Source organism: Schaalia odontolytica, assembly GCF_024584435.1.
Taxonomy (GTDB): Bacteria; Actinomycetota; Actinomycetes; order Actinomycetales; family Actinomycetaceae; genus Pauljensenia.
In genome coordinates this window covers 2,283,114-2,304,507 of sequence record NZ_CP102197.1, presented here as the reverse complement: position 1 = coordinate 2,304,507, position 21,394 = coordinate 2,283,114, and the positions used below count along the sequence as shown (strand labels likewise).

The window sequence follows — 21,394 nt, the reverse complement described above, 5'->3', positions numbered from 1 at the left end:
GCGCGGCCCGCCGCGCCTGTTCACGCGGTGAGGTTCAGTAGTGAACGACCACCGTATCGCCCATGTCCGTCCAGTCGTAGATGAACTTCGCAGCGTCGACAGGCATGTTCACGCACCCGTGGGAGCCGCCGTATCCGCTCCACCCGAAGGACGAACGCCAGGGGGCGCCGTGCATGGCGTAGGAGCCGGTGAAGTAGGTGACCCACGGGACGCCTTCGGTCACGTACTTGCTACCGTCGGCGTTCTCCCCGCGCATCGTCTGCACGTCGTACTTGAGGTAGACGTGGAAGGTGCCGGTGACGGTGGGCGTGTCGGGTGCGCCGGGAACCATGTAGAACGGGCCTCCGGCCACCTTGCCACCCACGTAGGCGGTCACGGAATCGTCGGAGAGGTCGATGTCCACCCACTTCTCGCCTTCGGCGGCCTGGTAGACGAGGTTCTCGGTGCCTTCGGCGACCTGCTTGGTTTCGGAACCCGGTTCGACATCGTCGTAGTGGAACAGGCCCTCATAGGCGGTGCGCGACGTCATGGCCGCGACAACGTCCTTCGTGATCTGCTCGGCATTGTTGGTCTTCAGACCCTTCTTGCCTTCGCGGGCAACCGTGAGGACCTGACCCTCGGAGTTGACGTTGTCCACGCGATTCTCGGGCTTGACGTCGGTCTTGGCCGCCAAGGCGTTCACCCAGTCGGCGACCTTGACAGGATCGATGGAGGGATCGTCGAGAGAGCCGTCGTCCTTGGTCAGGAACTCCACCCACTTGACCTTGTCGGAGCGCTCGGCGCTGAAGGTGTCGATGCCGTCGGAAATCTCGATCGTGGTATCGAGCAGGGCATTGGCCTTGGCGGCGGCCGCCCGGGCGTTCTCGGTGGTGATCGCGGGCTCTGTCTTCTGGACGGAGGCGTCCCGGCTCACCGATGCCAGCGTGGCACCGGCCTGCTTGACGGCGGCGCTCACCTCGTCGGCGGAGATCCCGTCTCCGCTCTGGGAGGGTGTGACGGTGAAGGACTCGCCGTCGTCGGCGACGACAACCTGGGCGTCTCGAGTCTCGGAGGACAGGGTCGAGCTGGCGGTCGCGGCGAGCTTCCTGATGGCGTCCTCGTCGACGGTCATCACGGGTTCGACGCCGCGCCCGGAGAAGAGCGAGCGAACGAACGCGGGGAGCGACGTGGCCCCCTTCATGGCGGCGTCGGCGGTCGCGTCCGCGTCAATGGAGATGCCCGCCTCGTTGAGCGACGCCGTGGTTTCCGTGCCCTCGACGGTGATCGTCACGGTCGCGGCATCCGCCCGCTGGCTGGTCGAGGCGACAACCTGGTCGCGGGTCATCCCGGCCACGGAGGTACCCGCGATCGAGGTCCCCGGCAGGACGCGACCCGAGTAGTTGGCCAGGTACACGACGACCGCGCACACGAGAAGAAGAGCGACGGCGCACGCGAGGCCGATCGCCCACTTGGCTTTGAGGGATATGTTCTTGAGCATCGCAGCCTATCGTATAGCCTGAAGCCCCCTCGCGGGGCAATTCGATTGAAATTTCAGCTGCGTGATGTGCCACAGGAAAGGCGCATCATTCCGGGGCTTGACGCCGGAAACGTGACCATTTCCGCGAAGCGCCTTACGACCTGCGAGAACGCCACCCCTTATCCTTGATATGTACGCGCTCGCCGTCGAACTTGGGAGGCTCATCATGGCTGCACCGCGAATCCTTGTCGTGCCGGGCGGCACGTCCACCGGGGCCGTCGCACTGGCCAACGCGTCCCTCCACAAGCTCGTCGAGCTGCACGAGGAGCGCGCTGCTGACCCGAATCATCCGGCTCCCCACACGGTCGTTGTCCTGCGCGAACCCGACTCCGTCGCCCCCGCCACGTTGCGCGGTTCGTCGGCGAGCCCTCACGACGCCTTTCCCTCGGAGAAGTACCCCGGCCTCGCCGACACGATCACCCAGGATCCGGCATTCTTCGAGGGGATCGACCTGGTGATCCCCACCTCGGGATCCAGCGCGGGCGCCCCGCGCCTGGTCGGCCTGTCCACCGAGGCCCTCATCGCCTCGGCGAAGGCCACCGAGCTGGCGTTGGACGGGCCGGGCCGCTGGATCCTTGCGCTGCCGACCCACCACATTGCGGGCGCGATGGTCCTCCTGAGGGCCGCAGTGGCCGAGACCAGTCCGCAGGTTGTCGACACGTCGAACGGTTTCGACCCCCTCGCGCTCCTGCCCGCCGTTCGAGGCGCCACGCAGGACGACATGCCCGGCTACCTGTCGCTGGTTCCCACCCAGCTCTCCCAGTGCCTGGACGCGGGCGACGAGGTGGTCGCGGCGTTGCGAGCCCTCTCTGCGATCCTGGTGGGCGGGGCCGCCACCAACCAGCAGCTCCTCACCCGCGCTCTCGACGCTGGCTTGAGGGTGCGCACCACCTACGGCATGACCGAGACGGCGGGAGGCTGCGTGTACGACGACCTCCCGCTCCCGGGTACGTCGGTGCGCGCGGTGGATTGGGATGGCCGCACGCGCCTGGCGATCAACGGCCCGACGCTCATGACCCGCTACCTGGACGCGGAGAGCCCCTTCTTCGACGAGGGCGGCCACAGGTGGCTGCTCACCGGAGACATGGGCATTATCCGAGCCTCGGGCACGGTGGAGGTGCGCGGGCGCGCCGACGACGTCATCGTCTCCGGGGGATTGTCGGTGGCGCCGGGTCCGGTGCGTCGCGCTGTACGCTCCTACGACGGGATCTCGGATGCGTGGATCATGGCGACCCCGGACGCCAAGTGGGGACACGTGGTGACGGCCCTGGTGATCCCGCAGCAGATGCCCTCGGACGCCGTGGAGATGGCGGAGCTGGGGTCCTCGGTCCGCGAGCACGCCGCCGCTCGTATCGGTCGCGCCCAGGCTCCGCGCCGGGTGGTCGCCATCGATTCCCTTCCCTACCTGGGCTACGACAAGATCGATCGCGCGGCAGCCGCGGACGCTGCGACGCGCGCGGTCGGCACGGAGAGGGAGTGGGTGCGCTAGGCACCACCGTCACACCGCCCCACCCCGCCTACACTGGTCGTCATGGCTTCCGTTTCTGATTGGATCGAGGGCGCTCGCCTGCGCACCCTGCCCGCCGCCGCCGCGCCCGTGATCGTAGGGTCAGCGGCCGCCTATCACCTGAGCGGCTTCGACCCTCTGCGCGCCTGTTTGGCCCTCGTCGTGGCCCTCGCGCTACAGGTGGGGGTCAACTACGCGAACGACTATTCGGATGGGATTCGCGGGACCGACGATAACCGTCAGGGTCCCGCCAGGCTGACGGGGGGCGGCCTGGCGAGGCCGAAGGTCGTTCTCGGCGCGGCGCTGGGATGCTTCGCGCTCGCGGGAGTCACGGGCCTTGCCCTGGTGGCCGTGTCGGGCACGTGGTGGCTCATCGCGGCGGGCGCTGGTGCGGTTGCTGCGGCGTGGCTCTACACGGGCGGGAAGCACCCGTACGCCTACATGGGGATCGGCTTGTCCGAGCTCATGGTCTTCGTCTTTTTCGGGTTGATGGCGTGCGTGGGCACCTCCTGGACGCAGGTTCGCCAGGCCCCGTGGTGGCTGTGGGCGAGCGCGTCGGCGCTGGGCCTGCTGTCGGTGGCGCTGCTGATGGCCAACAACATCCGCGACATTCCTACGGACCGTCTGTCGGGGAAGATGACGGCGGCCGTGCGGCTGGGGGATCGCGCCTCGCGCTGGGTGTTTGCGGCGTGCGCGTGGGTCCCGGTCGCGGTGATCGCCGCCGTGGGTACGTCCGTGGGACTGCAACCGCTGGCGACCTGCGCGCTGGCCGTGGGCGCGGGCGCGTGGGCTGCGGGCGTGAGCCTGCCGGTGCTGACGGGGGCGTCGGGAAAGGCCCTGATCGGCGTGCTGCGCAACACGGGGTTCTATACGCTCGCGTGGGGAGTTCTTGCCGCCCTGGCGCTGGTCCTGTCCTGAGGGGGCGGCGCGGCGGCGCCCGGAAGGCTGCGGTCCTTCGGGCGAGGCCCGGGGCGCGGAGAACTTCCCCCGGTTCACGCGCCTCAGTGCCCCCTGCGGTACAGGTACTCGTGCGCCCAGTCGCCCGCGATCCCGATGGCAGCGGCGAGCAGGCACACGAGCGTGATCGCCCGGAAGTGTCCGGAGGCCAGCCACGGGGTGACGACACCGATCCCGATGGCGGCGCTGCCCTGCATGGCGAGGTCGTTCATGGCCACGGCCCGCCCGTTCTGCCCGGGAGCGACGGTGGCGAACACGGTGTCGTAGATGGGAGTGAAGAGGCCCCCGAAGCCCGAGTAGATGAGGCACATGGCCACCGTGATAACCCACGGACCAGCCCTCATGCACAGCGCGAGCACGACAGTGCCTGCCAGGATCAGTCCGACGCACGCCCGCACCGTGCGTCCGCGGCCGAGGCGGGCCAAGGCAGCACCGGAAGTCATGGCAGCGATCAGCGCCAGGCAGTAGGCCGGAATGAGCCGCACCGAGACCTCGGCGGGCTTCAGGCCGTACAGGGTCGAGCCGATCCCGTTCATGAGCGGAGCGAGCGTGAAGTTCATGCAGTACACGACGAGGATCAGGCTGATCGAGCGCACCCACGGCACGTTGGTGAAGAAGGAACGCGTGATGAACGGGTCCCGCGCGCGGCCGATGTGCCACCAGAACGCGGCTGCCGCGAGCGCGAGGCCGCCGACGAGCCACCAACGCGGGTTGGCGGCCGCAAGGGTGAGCAGGAGCGCGCAGGAGGAGAAGATCGCCAGCCCAGTGACGTCGACGCGGCCCGCTCGCGAGCGCGCGGGAACGCGCCTGCCCATGACGGGCACGCAGGCCAGGCCGGCGAGGGGGATGAGGAGGAGGATCGCCCAGTTGACGTCGGCGAGCAGGCCGCCCACGAGCATGCCGAGGGCTGTTCCTCCCTGGAAGGCCGCACACATGAGTCCCACGTAGAGGCCTCGTCGCTTCGGGTCTCGAATCGAGGTCGCGAGGATCATGTAGGCCGAGGCCGCCGCCTGGTACCCCAGGGTCTGCAGGGCACGCGCAACGACGACGCCGATGAGGGACGAGGAGAGGGCGAACCCCAGGACCGATCCGACGACGATCAGCCCGATGCCCGCGTTGACGATACGGCGCAGGGGGATGAAGTCTCCGAGGGTGCCGTACAGGAAGCAGGCCACACCCAGGACGACGCCGGGGATCGCGGTGATGAGTCCCGAGGCGTCTCCGGCTCCGACGTCGTGAGCGACACGCAGGTAGACCAGGTTGAAGCCCTGCAGCGAGACGGTTCCCAGCGCGTAGATTCCCAGGAGCGGCAGGAGGACACGCGTCGGCCCGTTTGCGAGGTCGCCGTCGGTGGCGATGGCGGTCACGTTGATCGAGGGAGCCGGGGCCGCCGTTGCCCCGCGGATCACCTGGGAGGGGACGGTGGTCACGCGGCAGGTCGGGCCAGCGGCACGCGATGAGACGAGGAAGCGGAGGGTGCGCACGACGCATAGTTCACCACAGAGTAAGCATTCAGTGATATTGCAGGATACTCGCGGTCGACTTAAGTGGCGCTAAAACGCGCGGCCCCCCGCCCCGCGGGCGACACTGCTTGCGAGGCGGGGGCGCGTGGCACAATGGAATATCTTCTCGCGAAGGAGCACCCATGGCACGCGTCATCGTCGTCGGTTCCATCAATCAGGACATCACGGTCACGGTCGATCGCTTCCCCAATCCGGGCGAAACCCTCTCGGGCACCTCCCTGTCGTACGGCCTCGGCGGCAAGGGCGCAAACCAGGCCGCGGCCGCCGCCCGCTCGGGAGTCCCCGTCGTCTTCGTCGGCGCCGTCGGCTCGGATCTCTCCGGGCAACGCCTGCGCTCAGACCTGGCCTCTCACGGCGTGGACGTCACGCATCTGCGCGAGGTCAGCGGGCCCACCGGCACGGCCCTCATCACCGTGACCGCATCCGGCGAGAACACGATCATCCTCGATGCCGGAGCCAACCGCGCCGCGTCCATCGAGGCGGCCACGGCCTCGTTGACCCCGGCCCCATCCGACGTCGTGGTTCTCCAGGCGGAAATCCCCGAGGACGCCAACGCCGCGGCGGCCCACTGGGCCCGCTCCTTCGGCGCCCAGGTCCTGCTGAACCTCGCCCCCGCGCGCCCGACGAACCCCGACCTGCTGTCGAGTGTCGACATCCTCGTCGTCAACGAGACCGAGGCGGGCCTGACCCTGGGGATGCCCGCGCCGGCGACCCCCACCGAGGCCATCGGGACCGCCCGAGCGCTGCGAGGCTTGGGACCCCAACACGTCGTGGTGACCCTCGGAGCCGACGGCGCCGCGTGGGCGTACGGAAGCGAGGCGGACCACCATCGCGCTGTCGCCCTCGGCGAAGCCGTCGACACAACCGGGGCGGGAGACGCATGCGTGGGTGCCCTGGCCGCCGCAATCGCCCTCGGGATGTCCTTCGACGAGGCCGTCGCCGCGGGCATGCGCGCCGGCTCCACGGCCGTTCTGGCGCCCGGGGCGGCCTCCTCCTACGAGGCGCTGCCGAGGCTGACGCGCGGCTGAGTCCGCGTCTGCCCCCCGCGCAGGCACGGCCCCGCGATCGGATCGCCCCTGCGCCGTGCCCCGATTGCTCCGGGAGCGAACCGCTCGGCGTGAGACGACACGCCCACCGTAGACTGGGGGCATGGTCAGGATTGTCTTGCTCGTCGCGATGCTCGCCCTCACCGTCTACGCAGCCGCCGACTGGCACCGCACGCCCGAGGAGGAGATGCCCGGCAAGCTCCCCAAGCCAGTCTGGCTCCTGATCATCCTGTTCACGGCGACCCTTGCCGCCGTGGGTCCCATCGTGTGGCTCTGCCTGCGGTGGGTGGCCCGCGCGGAGAAGGCGCAAAGCGCCCGCGCTTCGACCCCCGAGCGACCGACCGCACCCGACGACGATCCCGACTTCCTCTTCCGTCTGGAGCGCGACATTCAACGCAAGCGGCGCGAAGACGAGCGGCGCAGGCGCGACGAGCACCCCGGGGAGGATTCGTCCGCGCAGGACCCCGAAGCGGGAGCCTAGCGGCGCAGGTTCGCCGCCGAGTCGCCCGGCGTCATGTCGCGCGCGAGCGCCACGAGGTCCGCGGCAGGCTCGGCGTAGGAGGTACCCACCAGCGTGGCGCCGGCGAAAACGAAGGACGTGATCGAGGCCAGCGCGCAGTGCCGCGACTTCGGGGAGTGGGCGAGCGGTTGGCCATCGATGAAACGCGTCAGCGTCACGATCGGGTTCTGGTGCGATACCACGAGCGCCTCCCGCCCGCGGGCCTGCCGCAGAGCGTGGGAGAGCGCGGCGCTCATGCGCGAGGCGATGTCCTTGTATGGTTCACCCCACGACGGGCGCAACGGGTTGCAGTAGTACTTGAAGTACTTCGGATGGGCCAGCATCGCGCGATTCGAGTTCACCGGCAGGCCCTCAAAGACGTTATCCGACTCGATGAGGCGCGCATCCGACTCGATACTCAGCCCGTACGCCGCGGCCGTCGGCGCCGCCGTCAGCTGCGCGCGGAGCAACGGTGAGGAGATGACGCGCGCAATGTCCGCACCGGAGTCCACGAGGTATTCCGCACCGCGCTGGGCCATCTGGTGTCCCAGCTCCGTCAATCCGAAGCCCGGAAGCCTGCCGTACAAGACACCGTTCGGGTTGTCCACCTCGCCGTGGCGCATGACGTGAATGATGGTGCGGTCCATGAAACACAAGTATAGGGTCCCCGACACACGAGAGGCCCGGCCAACAGGCCGGGCCTCCGCTCGCTCACTTCTTGTTGCGACGCTGGTGACGCGTCTTGCGCAGGAGCTTGCGGTGCTTCTTCTTCGCCATGCGCTTGCGGCGCTTCTTGATGACGGAGCCCATGGGGTTCCTCCCTCGTAGTGTGGGCGGCAGAGGTACTACCGCTGATGGATGATGGGTGCCCGAGACGGGCACATCGTGCCTATACTACCCGCCAATGACCCGGGCCTCGCCACCGGAGTGATCGGCCATACCGGCCTGGATCATCTGGGCGACCGCAGCCTCCGGAACACGGAAGCTCTTTCCGACGCGAATCGCGGGCATGTCACCGCTGTGAATCAACCGGTACACAGTCATCTTAGAGACGCGCATGATGTCCGCCACTTCGGTGACAGTCATGAAGCGCGGCGCCGACTGCTGTTCCATCAATGACTCCCAGTTATGCTCGCGAGGCGCGCCAAACCCGTTCGTTCACCGCTTACGTAGCCTCACGAAATATACTACTGCCCAACCACATGGAAACTGCAACTTTATCCACGTTTGTTGCAGAGTCGTTAAGGAGCAATGATGGTACCGGCACGCAACGGGCGGAAACGGCGAGCAGGCAGCCCCCGCCTGCCTGCCGAACCCGGCGCCGCACGCTTCCTGATCCACGGGCGCGCACCGGCCACAACGCCCATCATTTCAGCGGAAACTCTCAGCCCGCAGCCCTCCCCCATCGTCCGCCCAGTCCAGGGCGGCCCCAAGGGACCACACCCGCAGGTTCCCTCCTCGCCAGCCCAACGCGTGCGCGCGTGGCTTGCCAAGCAAGCTCGCTACTACCCGGCACGCCTCGCGATCAGCACTTTTGCCCTCATTATCGGCGTCATCACGGCGCTGCTCATGCTGCCTTTCGCCTCCGCCTCGGACACCTCCGCTCCCTTCGTCGATGTCCTGTTCACCGCGGTGTCCGCCGTGTGCGTCACGGGGCTCACAACCGTCGATACTGCTACCTACTGGTCACCATTTGGGCAGGCGGTCATTGCCCTGGGTATCGTCGTCGGCGGCCTGGGCGTGATGACGCTGGCCTCGATCCTCGGCTTCGCCGTGTCTCGCCACCTCGGCCTGACCCAGCGCATGCTCGCCACCCAGGAAACCAAGACGGGCGCCATGGGACAGATCTCCACGCTTCTCAAGGCAGTCATCGCGACCTCCCTGTCCATGCAGTTTCTCCTGGCGGCCGCGTTCCTCCCCCGCTTCCTCTCCATGGGGCTCGACCCCGGTCGGGCGGCCTGGGATGCGCTTTTCATGGCTATCTCGGTCTTTAACAACGCGGGCTTCGTGATCCTTCCCGGCGGGCTGTCCCCCCACGTCACGGACTGGTGGATGCTGGTCCCCATCATCCTGGGGACCACGGTGGGGGCCATCGGGTTCCCCGTGATCATGGACGTGTCCACACACCTTCGGACGCCCCGCCGCTGGCGGCTTCACACGAAGCTCACCCTGTCCACGTACCTGATCCTTGCCTTCGTCGGAGCTCTTGCTCTGGCTCTCACCGAGTGGCACAATCCCACCACTCTCGGCGCGATCGACACGCCCTCCAAGATCCTCAACGCGCTGCTTGCCGGCGTCAATTCGCGCTCATCGGGCCTGTCTGCCCTTGACGTGGGCGCCATGCGCTCACAGACACACTTCGTCCAGGACATCCTCATGATGATCGGCGGGGGCTCGGCGTCAACGGCCGGCGGCGTCAAGGTCACAACCTTCGCGGTCCTCGTCCTCGCGGTCATCGCGGAGGCTCGAGGCGATCAGGACATCGAAACTTTCGGGCGACGCATCCCCACCTCCACCATTCGCCTTGCGGTCGCGGTGTCGCTCCTCGGGCTCGCCCTCGTCGCCGTCTCCGTCGTGTTGCTCCTGTCAATGACGGACTACACGCTCGACATCATCCTGTTTGAAACAATCTCCGCGTTTGCAACGGTCGGCCTATCCACCGGCATCACGCCGATTCTTCCCGTTGGCGCGAAGTACGTTCTCATCGCCCTCATGTTCGCCGGGCGCACGGGTTCGATGACAGTGGCGGCCGCCCTGGCACTCCGGGAGCGTTCCCGGGTGATCCGCATGCCCGAGGAGCAGCCCATCATCGGCTGACCCGCGGGCGTGCGGCGCATGCGCCGGGCGCACCGGGATGCCCATCACCACCAACCATTTCCCCTCACGACGCCCCCGCGCGCGCCTTTCCAACCACGGCCACGCAGGCAACTGGCGTCTGTCCCCTCAGTCGCACCGCCGCACAATCCCTCTCCCCGTCGGCGGCCCACCCCGCCGTCCATTCCCATGGCACCGCCACGCGCACCGGGGCCACCACCGCTACCGTTGTGATGCGTTTCGCCGCACGCCGGGCACTCTGAGAACCTGCGACCGGGGCGTGTCCCGGTTTCCTCGTCGCATCTAGAGCAAAGTTCCCTCCACCCCTAGCCTTTGTCTGATCCGCGATGAAACCCAGACCACCCGCGCCACACCCTGTCGGACGCCGCATGAAACCCAGACCACCCACGCCTGTCCCCCTCGAGCTTTGCATGAAACCCAGACCACCCCTGCCTGCCCCTCTCGAGCTTTGCATGAAACCCAGACCACCCGCGCCACGCCCTGTCGGACGCCGCATGAAACCCAGACCACCCGCGCCACAGGAAAAACGCCAATATGTAGCGATTCATACGAAGCAGGGGCGGTCCCGGTTTCATCACCCCCTCCGCCACCACAGACACGGGCGGCCCCGGTTTCACCACCCCCTCCGCCACCACAGACACGGGCGGTCCCGGTTGCATCACCCCCTCCGCCACCGCAGGCACGGGCGGTCCCGGTTGCATCACCCCCTCCGTCACCGCAGGCACGGGCGGCCCCGGTTTCATCACCCCCTCCGCCACCACAGGGACGGGCCGCCCCACTATCACCAGCCCGCTCTTCCGACCCCGCAGGTCAGCGCGCCCACGTCTTCCCATGCGATCAGACGCAAAAGCGGCAGCTTAACTGGCCGGCACGATGGCCCTACCACTCACGGTCACCTCATTGCCGCTTCGACGCACACCTGCATCGACCAGACCATGCCCTCACCGCCCGCGGTCACCTCTTGACGCCTGCGACGCGAGAGCTTCCTCCTCGTCGCGTCGTTCTCGTCCCCAGTGGCAGCGAGTTATCCACAGGACCGGATCTGGCGCTTGTGTGATCCGGCAGCGGCCGCGCACAGTCAAGACAAGACCTTGAGTTTGGTCAGCACACCCTGGGAGAGAGAAGCCGCTATGACACCCGATGAAATCACTGCGATCAGATCGCAGCTGTTGGTTGTAGGAGTACACGGCACCAAAGTCCAATTGCATCGGCGGTGTAAGGCACGAGAGATAGTGCGGCTCTTGTCCGGAATCTATGTTCCGACAGCGGCGCTTGCCGACCTTGGGGTTCAACAGCGCCGGGATGTCGTCTTCGCAGCCAGACTGAGCGCTCTGAGTATTCGTTTGCCCTCACATGTGCTCAGCGGGGCAGCTACTGCACCGCTGCTCGGTTTGCCAGGAGAAGGACGCCTTGAGGAGCTCATCGCTTACGCGCCAACACGCGGATGCAGCCGGATCGTGCATTTTCCTTCCCTGACGTTGCCGGGCGACCAACACATTCCAGGCGTGACGCTGCGGACGTGTCGGCCATGCCAGCCAGCAGCTTCCGTAGAGTTCCTTGGCTTTCGCATCGCCGCACCCAGCCGCATCCTGGTCGATTGTGCCCGCACATGCTGCGACGAGCAGGCATTTGTCCTGGCTTGTGCGGGCTTGGCACGTGCGTCACACTTCAACCGCTTCCGACCCAGTGAGTCACGCGCTCGGCTCGCTGAAGCACGCCGAGACCTCCTCGCCGAAGCATCGCTGCTTCCCGTCAATACTCCAGGGAGGAGACGCGCAGAGTGGATTGCACGCAACGCGAACGCCGGTTGCGAGTCACCGGGTGAGGCTCTGGTGTTACTCGCGTTGCTCCGCGCCGGAATTTCTGGGCTCACGACCCAGGAGGAAGTCCACTGTCGCGACAACACCTACTTCATCGACATCGCACTTCCGGCCCTCAAGATTGCCATCGAGTTTGACGGCCGCGTCAAGTACGGAAACACCGTCGAGGAGGTGCACGACAGTGTTGAAGCGCAACAGCGGCGTCAGAGGAGACTCGAGGTGGAAGGATGGCTGGTGATTCGCATCCGCTGGTCCGACCTACGCCACATGGACGAGGTAGTGGCACAGATCCGGGCCGCCATTCGCTCGCGATCGGGACGATAGCCTCTCTCGCTCACGTTGTGTGGAACCCGGTACCCAAGGTGGCTTGCATCTGGCTTGCGCCGCACCCAGAGGCCTTGGCGCGTCACATCTGTTGATGGCTCGACCGGATTGTAGCTTTCCCCGTGCCCAGAGGCCTTGGGGAGAGATTCACTACGTGGCTCCGCGTTTCCCGGGTCTCTCTCCCATCGCCACCATCCACGCGGATGCAACAAGCACCTTCCCGCGATCGGCCTGTGACCCCACTGAGTAGCTGTGGCCGCGGCAGCTCACCCTGGGCTCCCGCGGCAGACCGCCGCACTACGCCTCCGCGTCGGGCGCTGCGCGGAACCCAGACCACCCCCGCCACGCCTTCTCGGGCGCAGCACGAAACCCAGACCACCCCCGCCTCAAGAGAAACACCAATATCCGGCGATTCACGCGAAGCAGGGGCGGGCCCGGTTTCACTAACCCCTCCGCCGCCGCAGGCAGGGGCGGCCCCGGTTTCACTAACCCCTCCACCGCCGCAGCCAGGGGCGGCCCCGGTTTCACCAACCCCTCCACCGCCACAGCCAGGGGCGGCCCCGGTTTCACTAACCCCTCCACCGCCACAGCCAGGGGCGGCCCCGGTTTCACTAACCCCTCCACCGCCACAGCCAGGGGCGGCCCCGGTTTCACTAACCCCTCCACCGCCACAGCCAGGGGCGGCCCCGGTTTCACCAACCCCTCCGTCGCCGCAGGCAGGGGCGGGCCGGGTTTCACCAACCCCTTCGCCGCCACAGGCAGGGGCGGCCCCGGTTGCACGGCGCGCCACGCTTTCGCCTCCCTGGCAACCACCATGACGGCATGCATCCGATATCTCGCGGCAGATGGCCCGACTCAATGGATTTCCACAGAGGATATGAGTCAGAGTAGATGAGTCGGTGGGGGCACCGTCACCCATGGATGCTCATGTGCACCACGCGTTTGACGGTTGTTTCACGGGGCCGCTCGCGCGCCCCATTCGCGCTCGGCACGCCCGGAGGGAAGAATGGGGGTATGGCAGATGAACGCGAGTCGAAGGAACTCCAGTCGGGCACGCTCGTCATTGGGTTGGGCCGTTTTGGTTCGGCCGTGGCAGTGACGCAGGATCAGCTCGGGTACGAGATCTTGGCTGTGGAAAAGAATCCCGCGCGCGTACAGGCATTCGCGGGGCGCTTCCCGCTCGTTGAGGCCGACGCAACATCGAAGGACGCGCTGGAGCAGCTGGGGGCGCGCGAGTTTCGCAGCGCTGTCGTCGGCGTCGGATCGTCACTCGAGGCCGCCGTGCTCATTACCGCGAACCTGGTGGACATGGGAATCTCATCCATCTGGGTTAAGGCGACCTCATCGCAACACGGCCGCATCCTGCGGCGCGTCGGCGCCCACCACGTCGTGTACCCCGATCTGGACGCGGGCAAGAGAACAGCGCACCTGGTGGGAGGACGCATGGTCGACTACATCGAGATGGAAAAGGATGGTTTCTCCATCATGAAGCTGCGCCCGCCGCAGGAAGTCCACGGCTTCTCTTTGGAGGAGTTGGACCTGCGCGGCCGCTACGGGGTGAATGTGCTGGCAATTCGTCGGCCAAAACAACGTTTCGAGTACGCGGACGCGTCTACCCGGATCAACTCCGACGACGAGATCATCGTCTCGGGCGACTCGCACCTGCTGGAGTACTTCGCGAACCGCCCGTAGGGAAGCAAACAGACGTGGGCCCCGCGCGATGATTCGCGCGGGGCCCACTGCTTGATGAAGCTCACGAGGCCGGATCAAAGACGTCGGTCGAGCATTGTTTTGGGCGCTCACGCCCTCACGACACGTCCACGCCAAGCTGGCACATCAGTGGTGACGGCGATGAGACCGGTGGTGAGAACTACCGCCACCATGGTTGCCACCATGGTTCCCGCTGTGGTTGCCTCCGTGGTTCCCGCTGTGGTTCCCACCCTGGTTCGCACTATGCTTACCGTGGTTCCCACCCTGGTTCCCGCTGTGGTTCCCACCCTGGTTCGCACTATGCTTACCGTGGTTCCCACCCTGGTTCCCGCTGTGGTTACCGTGGTTCCCACTCTGGTTGCCTCCGTGGTTCCCACCATTGTGCGTCCCGTGATCGCCATCGTGTTTGGATCCGTGGCCCGCGCCTTTACCGTTATCGTGGCCGTCGTGACCCGAGTCATGATCGCCGCCCTTATGGGACGACTCTTTATCGCCACCACCAACTTCGATGTGCGGCTCGATCTGCGGATTGACCTCGACGTGATGATCATCGTGCTGACTGTTGTCAATGTTGACGTCACCGCCGGCGTTGATCCCGTTGTTGTCGCCACCGACGTTGTTCGTACCGCCCGAGGTTGCACCGTTGGAAAACGGCCCATCGGTATTCCAGTTGCCATCACCGGGAAGCTCAGGATTACGCCGTTGCATGCCGCCGTCTCCGCAGCATCCCCCGCCAGGGGCCTGGCACTGCTCACCGATCTTCTCGACGCCGCGGGTCAGGTCACTGCCCGCAGAGGTCAGGACGGCGAAGATTGCCTGGAGAGCCTCAAGCGCATAGGTGAGCGTCTCCATGATCGGCTCGATCCGACCAACCCACTTGGCGACCCTGCTGGCGACCTGCTCCGCAGCAACCGGAGCCGCCGTGCCCAGTGAGAGGACAACCTCAGCAACCACTTCGAAGCACGTCACGATAATGTCCGAGATCGCGCCAACCACCGCGTCGTGAATGTTATCGACCGAATCGGCGACCTTCGACAGGGCTGCACCAAATGCGCTCGAGGCATCAGAGATCGCGTTGATGGCGCTCACCACGATCGCCTGACGCTCCAGGTAGGCGCGGACGGCCTCGCCCTGCATGCTCGACATGGCGCTGGACGAGCCGCTGTCGAGTTCAGAAGCGATCGATGCCAGGGATGACGAGATCGAATCCCAGCTGGAACTCATCCCATAGACCTGGCCCGAGTCGCCGGTCAGCTGATTGATCCACCCCTTGAGGGGTTCCACATGCTGCATGATCCATTCAACGACCATGCTGCCGATATAGCCAACGGGGTCGGCGACGAAACTACCGATCTCGTCATAGATGCCTTTAGCGGACTCGGCGAGGGAAACGATATCGCCGTTCCTGATGTCGTCGGCTGCGCCGACGATCTGGTCAACGAACCCCAGGCCCTCCGTCGGGGTTGTGTTATCAATACTCCGAGTATGCTCGGGAGCTTCAAGATTCACTTCTTAACTCCTTCGAATACGAAGCGACGCAAGCTACGTTCTTCGTCCTGACGCTGACGATGGAGGAACTTCTCGATGTCCTGGTCGCCGTTGCTATCCTGTCGCTCAAAGAGCGAACGTACATCATCCGGCTTCGAATCGGGGTGAGCCTTCGTAAACTCGTCGATTCGTGCGGTCTGGGCCTTCTGCTGCTCCTCCACGAAGGAACGGTAGCTAGCCTGCTGGTCGTTGCGCTGCTGCGACATGAACGTATCGAAGTCGCGACTCGTTGCCTGGGGGTGCTCCTGCACGTACTGGCGAATCTGCGCTTCTTCTTCCGTGCGCTGGCGCGCCAGGAAGTCGGTCATGGAGTCTTGCTGCTGCTGCTGATTTGACTCAACCAACGACTTGATCTCGGACATGTCCTGGCCGGGGTGGGCGTCGGCGTAGCGGGCGAGCGCCTCGGTCTGGTCGGCATGCTGACGCTCGTAGAAGGTAGCAAGGTCAGTATTCTCGTCGTTGCGCTGTTGCTCCAAGAAGGCGCGCAGCTGATCATCGTCGACGCTCACCTTGTCGTGGCCACCGAGGAGGGCCTCGAAGTCGTCGGCTCCGCCGCCGCCTTTACCGCCGTGCGCGTCCTTTCCGTCCTTGCCGTCGGCACCGTTCCCGTCCTTGCCGTCGGCACCGTTCCCGTCCTTGCCGTCGGCGCCCCCATGGTTCTTGTGGTCGCCGGTGATGGAGTCCGTTTCCCCATGCGCTCCGTCGGCCCTGTGGAGACCCGGGGTGGCAGGGATCGCAGGCGAGCCAGTCCCCCCACTATCAGAAGATCCGCCGCCGGAGCCGGAACCCATCCCGCCACCGCCACCGGAGCCGGAACCCATCCCGCCACCGCCACCGGAGCCGGAACCCATCCCGCCACCGCCACCGCCACCGGAGCCGGAACCCATCCCGCCACCGCCACCGGAGCCGGAACCCATTCCGCCACCGCCACCGCCGCCGGAAGAGGTCGCCCCGCCACCGGAAGAGGTCGCCCCGTCGCCGGAAGAAGTCGACCCGCCGGGCGGGTTGTCCCCCGATTCCTTCTTTTCTTTCTTGAACTTGTCCTCGATCTTCGTCTCGAGGTCGTCCATTTCTTGCGCCCACTGGTAAAGGCAGTTCACGAGGCGGGATTCCGCGCCGGCGCAGTCCTCGATCATCTTCTGCAGATTCTTGATCTGTGAACTGACCGGAGGAACGAAGAAGGAGCAGATAATACCGAAGGCGTTGCCACTCACCTGGCCCTGTGTGGCCGCTGCGGTGCTCACGTTCTGGTTGAGCATATCCGCGCAGCTGCTGACGTCGGATGCGTGCGACCTGATCAGGTCCGTGTCGACACCGAGATCGAAACTCATACCGATCAGCGCCCCAACGAGCCGAGGTTCGCGTCCAGGTTGGTGAGGTAGTCCTTCAAGGTACCTCCGTCATCACCGAAGCGCTCCGTGGTCTGACGGTGAATGTAGTCGCGCATGTTGCGTCCCGCGTCCGCGTAGGCTTCCATGATGGCATCCTCGACGTCGCGAGCGTCGGCGTCCTCGAGTGCTTCGTCGTCGATCGATAGCTTCACAAGACGGCCGTCGGGGTCAACCTCAACTTCAACCTCGCGGCGAGAATCGAAACCGGAGGCCTTGGCGTTCTTGATGAGGTCGACGAGCTCGCGCGCGTCTGAAGCCCTCTTCTCCGCTTCGGCCATCTGTTTCCGGAGTGTCTGTCTGATTTCTTCGGGCGTCCGCCCCAGTGCTTCTACCATACGGTTATCCTAACTGATCCCGCTTGCTCTCGTAATACTGTTCATCCTTCGAACGCTCGTTCATCGCCACCCTCCCCAGACCCTGCACACTGTTCAAAGTTCAACGGTCACTGCGGTGTCCGAAGAGGCGCGCGGAGCACGAAGCGCCGGGCCGCAGCGTCATCTCGTCCACGCCTGTCAAACCGTGGCTGGGCGCGCGGCTCCGTCGCCCGGTAGCTCTGCGCCCGCGGCGAGCGAGGAGGGGCGACGACATCGCCGCGGCGGCGGCCCGTCTCCCCGTGTCCGCCCGCGACGGAGACGGACAGGCGGTTCAGCTCGCGTGATAGCGGGGGCTGGTGCCCAGGTGCACGGGGTAGTCGTGCTGGGAGTCGAAGGCGGCGTTCTCGTTCGTGCCGCGATAGACGTAGGAGTCGTCGTTTCTGATCAACAACGGGTTGACGGTGCCATCTATGTAGTCTTCAACATCCTGCCAGCTGGGATCCGAGGCGTAGGTTTTGGACTCGCACGGGTTCTCGTCGGGAAGGCTGCCTGCCTTCGCATTGAGCATCGCCCACGGGTCAATCGCACCGAATCCCGTGTACATGTTCCACTCGCCGTTGCCTCCCACGCCCGTCGTGGTCATCGCTTGCAGGATCTGATTCGACGTCACATCGTCACCAAACCTCTGCCACGCGATGGCCAGAAAACCTGCGACAATGGGCGTCGCGAAGGACGTGCCCTGCGCATCGCGGATGCTCCCATCCGAGCCGGAGCGGAAGTAGCTCCTGCCCAGGGCGGCCGTTTCGATACCGTTGCCCCAGTTGCTGTAGTCGGTCAGTGAGCCGTCGGCGTAGATGGCTCCGACCCCGCAGACGCCCGACCACACGGGAAGCCCATCGCCAGCGTCCTCGGTCGAATCATTCCCCATCGACGCGACGACGATGACCCCCTCGGCCAGGGCGCGGGCCATCGCCCACCGCAGGTCCTGCGATTGGTAGGGGTAGTTGCTGGAGATGGAAATGATGTCCGCGCCGTCGTTGATCGCCTGTTCGATGAGCAACGAGGTGTCGGCGGCCCCTGCGCCATTCCACCCGGGCATTTTGCAATCCGCGCCCGCCTCCTCGTCCCGGTAGGCCAAATCGTAGGTGTAGAGGGTAGCTTTGGGCGCGATACCGAATCGGGAAGACACCAGGATCTGCGCGACGGCAGTCCCGTGATCGAGATCCTCGGCGTTGGAGGACACGGCGCAGGGGGACTTGTTCTCGATGTGCGCTCCCGCCAGCTCCGGCACGTTCGTATTCACGTGCCCATCGATCATCGCGATGATCGTTCCCTCCCCCGTGTAGCCCTGAGAGTGCAGGGAATCGAGGCGGTAGTAGCCGTAGTACTCCTGGTCCGCGCCCGTGAGCGTGGGCCCGACGGCGTTGGCTGGAACGGAGGGAACAGCGAGTAGGCCGCCCGTCAATGCGAGGATGCTCGCAACCGTGGTCCCAAGGCGCGCACGGCGCCTCGTCAGTATCGTGCTCACGACAGGTCCTCCTCGGGGTCTTCGACGACGCTGGGCCGCCCGCGCAGGTGAGAGAGGATCACCAGGCCGCCAAGCAGCGCAGATCCCAGCACCACCACGGCCGAGACGATGTATGTGCGGATGGTGAGAATGGTGTCGCGCCCCACCAGCCTCGGCGCAGCCTGGGCGGGATGCTGCGGTGCGGGGTGCGCTGCGGGGTTCGGGTGAGGCGGGCCGAACCTCGTGCCGATGTCGTCGAAGGTCAGGGCATCGTAGGGGGAAAGGATTCCCCACCCGAGTTCATCAGTGCGTTGATCTGCGGTTCCGCGCACGGCGGTCACCTCCAAGCGATACTTCCACATATCCGGTGACTCGTTGGGGTATCGGGAGGCCACGAGAGCCGCGAACCCTCCCGCGTAGGCGGTCGCGTACGAGGAGGACGGGAGGGGTGTGTCACCGGAATACCCGCCGACCAGGCAGTCGGCCTGGTCGAACCACGTGGTGTGAATGACGCCGGCGGGAACCGCCGCGTCGACGTGCGCGCCGTGGACCTGCTGGTCGGAGGAGGAGCCGTCCGCGTTGCTGGCGGTCACCGCCAGAACCCCCTCGTAGGCTGCCGGGTAGACGATCTGCTTGTCCTGCTGATCCTGGTAGGTATTGCCCGTCGAGGCCACCACGAGCGAGCGAGACCGCACGGCCTGGATGGCGGCCTCCAGCTGCGGATCGCTTTCGGCGGACGAGTGAGCGACCACGATGATCTGCGCGCCGTGGTCGGAAGCCCATCGGATCGCGCGCGCCACGCGCTGCATGAAGGTCTCTTCACCCTGCTTCGGGTTGGCGTTCCCCCCCTGTTCGAGGCCGGTCTCGACACGAACGGGAAGAATCTGCGCGTCGGGGGCAACGCCGATGAGCCCCGAACCGACGGAGGAGGGCAGCTGCTGGGCGGCGATCGCCCCCGCGATGGCGGTTCCGTGCTCCCCCACGTCGACGCGCCCATCGGTGTTCTCGCCGCTGAAGTCGACCCCCGGCAACACGACCGTCTTGCCGCTCGCGTTGAAGTGCTGGTTACCGGCTGCGACGCCCGAGTCGACCACGGCGACCGTGACTCCCGAGCCCCGCGACACCTCCCACGCTCGCCGCACCCCAACGTGATCGAGGATCGCGGGCTGAGCCTTGATGTACGTCGGACTCTCCTGCGGGCACGTCTGGTTCTCCGTTGGCTTCGGAGTCGGGCTGGGCGCCTCGGTAGGCGGAGCGGTGGGCGTGGGGCGCACGCTGGGGGTCGGCACCGGGTCCGCGTGAGCTACGCGGGCACCGAAGGCGGAGGCGTTCCCTGCCTCGTGTGAGGAGGTGGGCACGACCAGGGGTGCGAGCGCGAGGCCGACGGTCAGCGAGGCGCCGACAAGGCCTCGTCCAAACGCCCGCGAACGGACAGTGCCGCCGCTCACGAGAGCCCCACTGAGGCCGCTGCCGCCTTGGGCGTCAGTTCGGCGCCCTGCGGGATGAGGTTGCTCCACGCCTGCGGGATGGCTGTCGCGTCGGCCTGCGTCCACCCGAGGAGCTTGATGGAGGTGCTCGGCACGTCTCCGAGGGAGTGGAAGTATCCCAGGTCGGAAACGAAGCCGTAGGCGGCGGCCTCTCCACCCCCGGGGGAAATCGCGACGAGGGCGCCCGAACCGCCGCCGACCGTCACCTTGCGCGTCGTCACCGGCCCTGTCGTGGCGTTCAGGGACTCCGGATCGTAGGAGGCGGCGTCCGCGTCTTTCTTGGGCATCGTGTACAGGCCGATCTTGGGCACCGCGTGATCGGTGGTATCCATCTTCGCGCACACGACCGTCTGAGTGGCCGAGTCTCGCTTGTCGTTCGCCCACTCGGCCTGGGCAAAGTGCTCGTACGGCGGCCAGTCCTCTCCGATGAAGTCGGCGTGGACGGGGGCGATGTCCTTGAACTCCTCGGTCGGGAGCTGCTTGCCGGTCGGCGCGTCCTTGTACAGGCGCGCCGCGGTCGAGTTGAAGACCGCCAGGTTAGCTTCGTCGACGACCAGGTAGGAGTTGAGGACCTGACCGTTGGAATCGATCTGGTCAACGACCATGCCGATCGTCAGCCCCTTGTCCTTGAGGGAACCGGGGAGCTTCGTCGCAGGCTGGCCGGCGTTCGGGATGTCGTGATAGCTCCACGATCTCAGCCGCGTGCCGGACGGGAAGAGCTCAAGCCACTCGGGCTCGACGTCGATCGGGTAGGCGATGATGTTCTGGAACGCGAGCGCCCATTCGCTCTCGCGACTGTCGGCGTCGTTGATCAGGTACTTCTTATGCGTGGTTCCGTCAATGAAGTACCTGGTTCCCCCGTGATCGGGGGTCACGAGCGCCGAGGTGGTCTCCGTGAGCTTGAACTGCTCGGAGGGCAGGCTCTTGGCGATCCACGTGTGCGAGGAGTCGTCCAGATCGCACGACAGCCACGTGCTCGCTAGCTGCTTGGCGGCGGGAACGTCTTCGGGGACGTTATCGAGGCCAAGCTGGGGGCCTCGCGGATAGTTCTCGAGGGCAGCAGCACTGGCCTTCGTTGAACCGAGTCCCGATTCCGGCGCGAGGAGCTTAGCCGTCGTGATGTTCTTGATCGGGTGAAGCACGCCGTTCGCCCAGAAGTAGCGGGCGCCGGTGTCCTTGACGTTGATCAGCTCGTAGTTCACCGTGTTCAGGTCCGGATTCGAACTGAAGAAGCGAGTAGCCACGCCGATCACGCACATGATGACGGCGACGACGACTCCGAAGATGAGCGGACGAACGGGCGAGGGAGTGTCAACCTCGCGTCCGTTGGGGGTGCCGGATGTGAAAGCGGTGATCAGGCGACTGCGATTGAAGCGCTGGGCTTCAAGGATGTCTTTACTCGACGGCATG

18 protein-coding genes are annotated in these 21,394 nt (G+C 66.0%); 7 read left to right on the top strand and 11 right to left on the bottom strand.

Translation table 11 applies throughout. The annotated features are described in order from the left end of the window. Positions 1-34: 34 nt before the first annotated feature. A complete protein-coding gene (locus NQK35_RS10140; RefSeq protein WP_257114101.1) occupies positions 35-1,477 on the bottom strand; it encodes a L,D-transpeptidase family protein in 1,443 nt (480 codons plus the stop codon). 205 nt (positions 1,478-1,682) lie between these two features. On the opposite strand from NQK35_RS10140, the gene NQK35_RS10135 reads away from it, so the two are divergent. Both NQK35_RS10135 and NQK35_RS10130 read left to right on the top strand, forming a co-directional pair. Beyond that, a complete protein-coding gene (locus NQK35_RS10135) occupies positions 1,683-3,005 on the top strand; it encodes an AMP-binding protein (RefSeq protein ID WP_193389663.1) in 1,323 nt (440 codons plus the stop codon). Between the two features lie 42 nt (positions 3,006-3,047). Beyond that, the gene (locus tag NQK35_RS10130; RefSeq protein ID WP_257114100.1) at positions 3,048-3,941 is read left to right on the top strand and encodes a 1,4-dihydroxy-2-naphthoate polyprenyltransferase; all 894 of its coding nucleotides are present in this window, start codon (positions 3,048-3,050) and stop codon (positions 3,939-3,941) included. A gap of 83 nt (positions 3,942-4,024) precedes the next feature. Here the strand turns inward: NQK35_RS10130 and NQK35_RS10125 are convergent, their stop codons facing one another. Continuing rightward, positions 4,025-5,464 carry an MFS transporter gene (locus NQK35_RS10125; protein WP_257114099.1) on the bottom strand — a complete coding sequence of 480 codons (1,440 nt, stop codon included), beginning with the start codon at positions 5,462-5,464 and terminating at the stop codon, positions 4,025-4,027. A gap of 161 nt (positions 5,465-5,625) precedes the next feature. Here NQK35_RS10125 and NQK35_RS10120 point away from each other — a divergent pair, with 161 nt between their 5' ends. Both NQK35_RS10120 and NQK35_RS10115 read left to right on the top strand, forming a co-directional pair. Then, positions 5,626-6,531, top strand: coding sequence for a ribokinase (locus tag NQK35_RS10120; protein WP_257114098.1), 906 nt, complete (start codon positions 5,626-5,628; stop codon positions 6,529-6,531). Positions 6,532-6,652: 121 nt separating this feature from the next. Next, complete coding sequence (locus tag NQK35_RS10115) at positions 6,653-7,030, top strand: phospholipase (protein WP_257114097.1); 378 nt, start codon at positions 6,653-6,655, stop codon at positions 7,028-7,030. Here NQK35_RS10115 and NQK35_RS10110 read toward each other — a convergent pair. The 3 genes from NQK35_RS10110 to NQK35_RS10100 all read right to left on the bottom strand — a co-directional run bounded on the left by NQK35_RS10110 (position 7,027) and on the right by NQK35_RS10100 (position 8,161). Then, the gene (locus tag NQK35_RS10110; RefSeq protein ID WP_009212482.1) at positions 7,027-7,695 is read right to left on the bottom strand and encodes a histidine phosphatase family protein; all 669 of its coding nucleotides are present in this window, start codon (positions 7,693-7,695) and stop codon (positions 7,027-7,029) included. The genes NQK35_RS10115 and NQK35_RS10110 overlap by 4 nt on opposite strands. 64 nt (positions 7,696-7,759) lie before the next feature. Beyond that, complete coding sequence (locus NQK35_RS10105) at positions 7,760-7,858, bottom strand: 30S ribosomal protein bS22 (RefSeq protein WP_003792170.1); 99 nt, start codon at positions 7,856-7,858, stop codon at positions 7,760-7,762. An 84-nt stretch (positions 7,859-7,942) separates the two neighbouring features. After that, complete coding sequence (locus NQK35_RS10100) at positions 7,943-8,161, bottom strand: helix-turn-helix domain-containing protein (protein ID WP_009212483.1); 219 nt, start codon at positions 8,159-8,161, stop codon at positions 7,943-7,945. Between the two features lie 141 nt (positions 8,162-8,302). On the opposite strand from NQK35_RS10100, the gene NQK35_RS10095 reads away from it, so the two are divergent. The 3 genes from NQK35_RS10095 to NQK35_RS10080 all read left to right on the top strand — a co-directional run bounded on the left by NQK35_RS10095 (position 8,303) and on the right by NQK35_RS10080 (position 13,719). Beyond that, entirely contained in the window at positions 8,303-9,865 is a 1,563-nt protein-coding gene (locus NQK35_RS10095) for a TrkH family potassium uptake protein (RefSeq protein WP_257114813.1), read from the top strand. Positions 9,866-11,013: 1,148 nt separating this feature from the next. Further along, entirely contained in the window at positions 11,014-12,027 is a 1,014-nt protein-coding gene (locus tag NQK35_RS10085; protein ID WP_257114096.1) for an endonuclease domain-containing protein, read from the top strand. Positions 12,028-13,041: 1,014 nt separating this feature from the next. Beyond that, positions 13,042-13,719: a potassium channel family protein gene (locus tag NQK35_RS10080; protein ID WP_034231138.1), complete on the top strand. Its 678-nt coding sequence runs from the start codon at positions 13,042-13,044 to the stop codon at positions 13,717-13,719. A 144-nt stretch (positions 13,720-13,863) separates the two neighbouring features. On the opposite strand, the gene NQK35_RS10075 is transcribed toward NQK35_RS10080, so the two are convergent. The 6 genes from NQK35_RS10075 to NQK35_RS10045 form a co-directional block, all read right to left on the bottom strand. Then, positions 13,864-15,246 (bottom strand): hypothetical protein, encoded by a 1,383-nt coding sequence (locus tag NQK35_RS10075; RefSeq protein WP_009212490.1) that lies wholly within the window; start codon positions 15,244-15,246, stop codon positions 13,864-13,866. Continuing rightward, positions 15,243-16,616 carry a hypothetical protein gene (locus tag NQK35_RS10575; RefSeq protein ID WP_306456013.1) on the bottom strand — a complete coding sequence of 458 codons (1,374 nt, stop codon included), beginning with the start codon at positions 16,614-16,616 and terminating at the stop codon, positions 15,243-15,245. The genes NQK35_RS10075 and NQK35_RS10575 overlap by 4 nt, the downstream gene beginning before the upstream one ends. A 5-nt stretch (positions 16,617-16,621) precedes the next feature. After that, a complete protein-coding gene (locus NQK35_RS10060) occupies positions 16,622-17,011 on the bottom strand; it encodes a YbaB/EbfC family nucleoid-associated protein (RefSeq protein WP_009212492.1) in 390 nt (129 codons plus the stop codon). A 310-nt stretch (positions 17,012-17,321) separates the two neighbouring features. Then, complete coding sequence (locus NQK35_RS10055; protein WP_048742570.1) at positions 17,322-18,518, bottom strand: S8 family peptidase; 1,197 nt, start codon at positions 18,516-18,518, stop codon at positions 17,322-17,324. Next, entirely contained in the window at positions 18,515-19,945 is a 1,431-nt protein-coding gene (locus NQK35_RS10050; protein WP_257114093.1) for a S8 family serine peptidase, read from the bottom strand. Before NQK35_RS10050 ends, NQK35_RS10055 begins: the two co-directional genes overlap by 4 nt. Beyond that, positions 19,942-21,393 (bottom strand): type VII secretion protein EccB, encoded by a 1,452-nt coding sequence (locus NQK35_RS10045; RefSeq protein ID WP_257114091.1) that lies wholly within the window; start codon positions 21,391-21,393, stop codon positions 19,942-19,944. Before NQK35_RS10045 ends, NQK35_RS10050 begins: the two co-directional genes overlap by 4 nt. Position 21,394 lies beyond the last annotated feature (1 nt).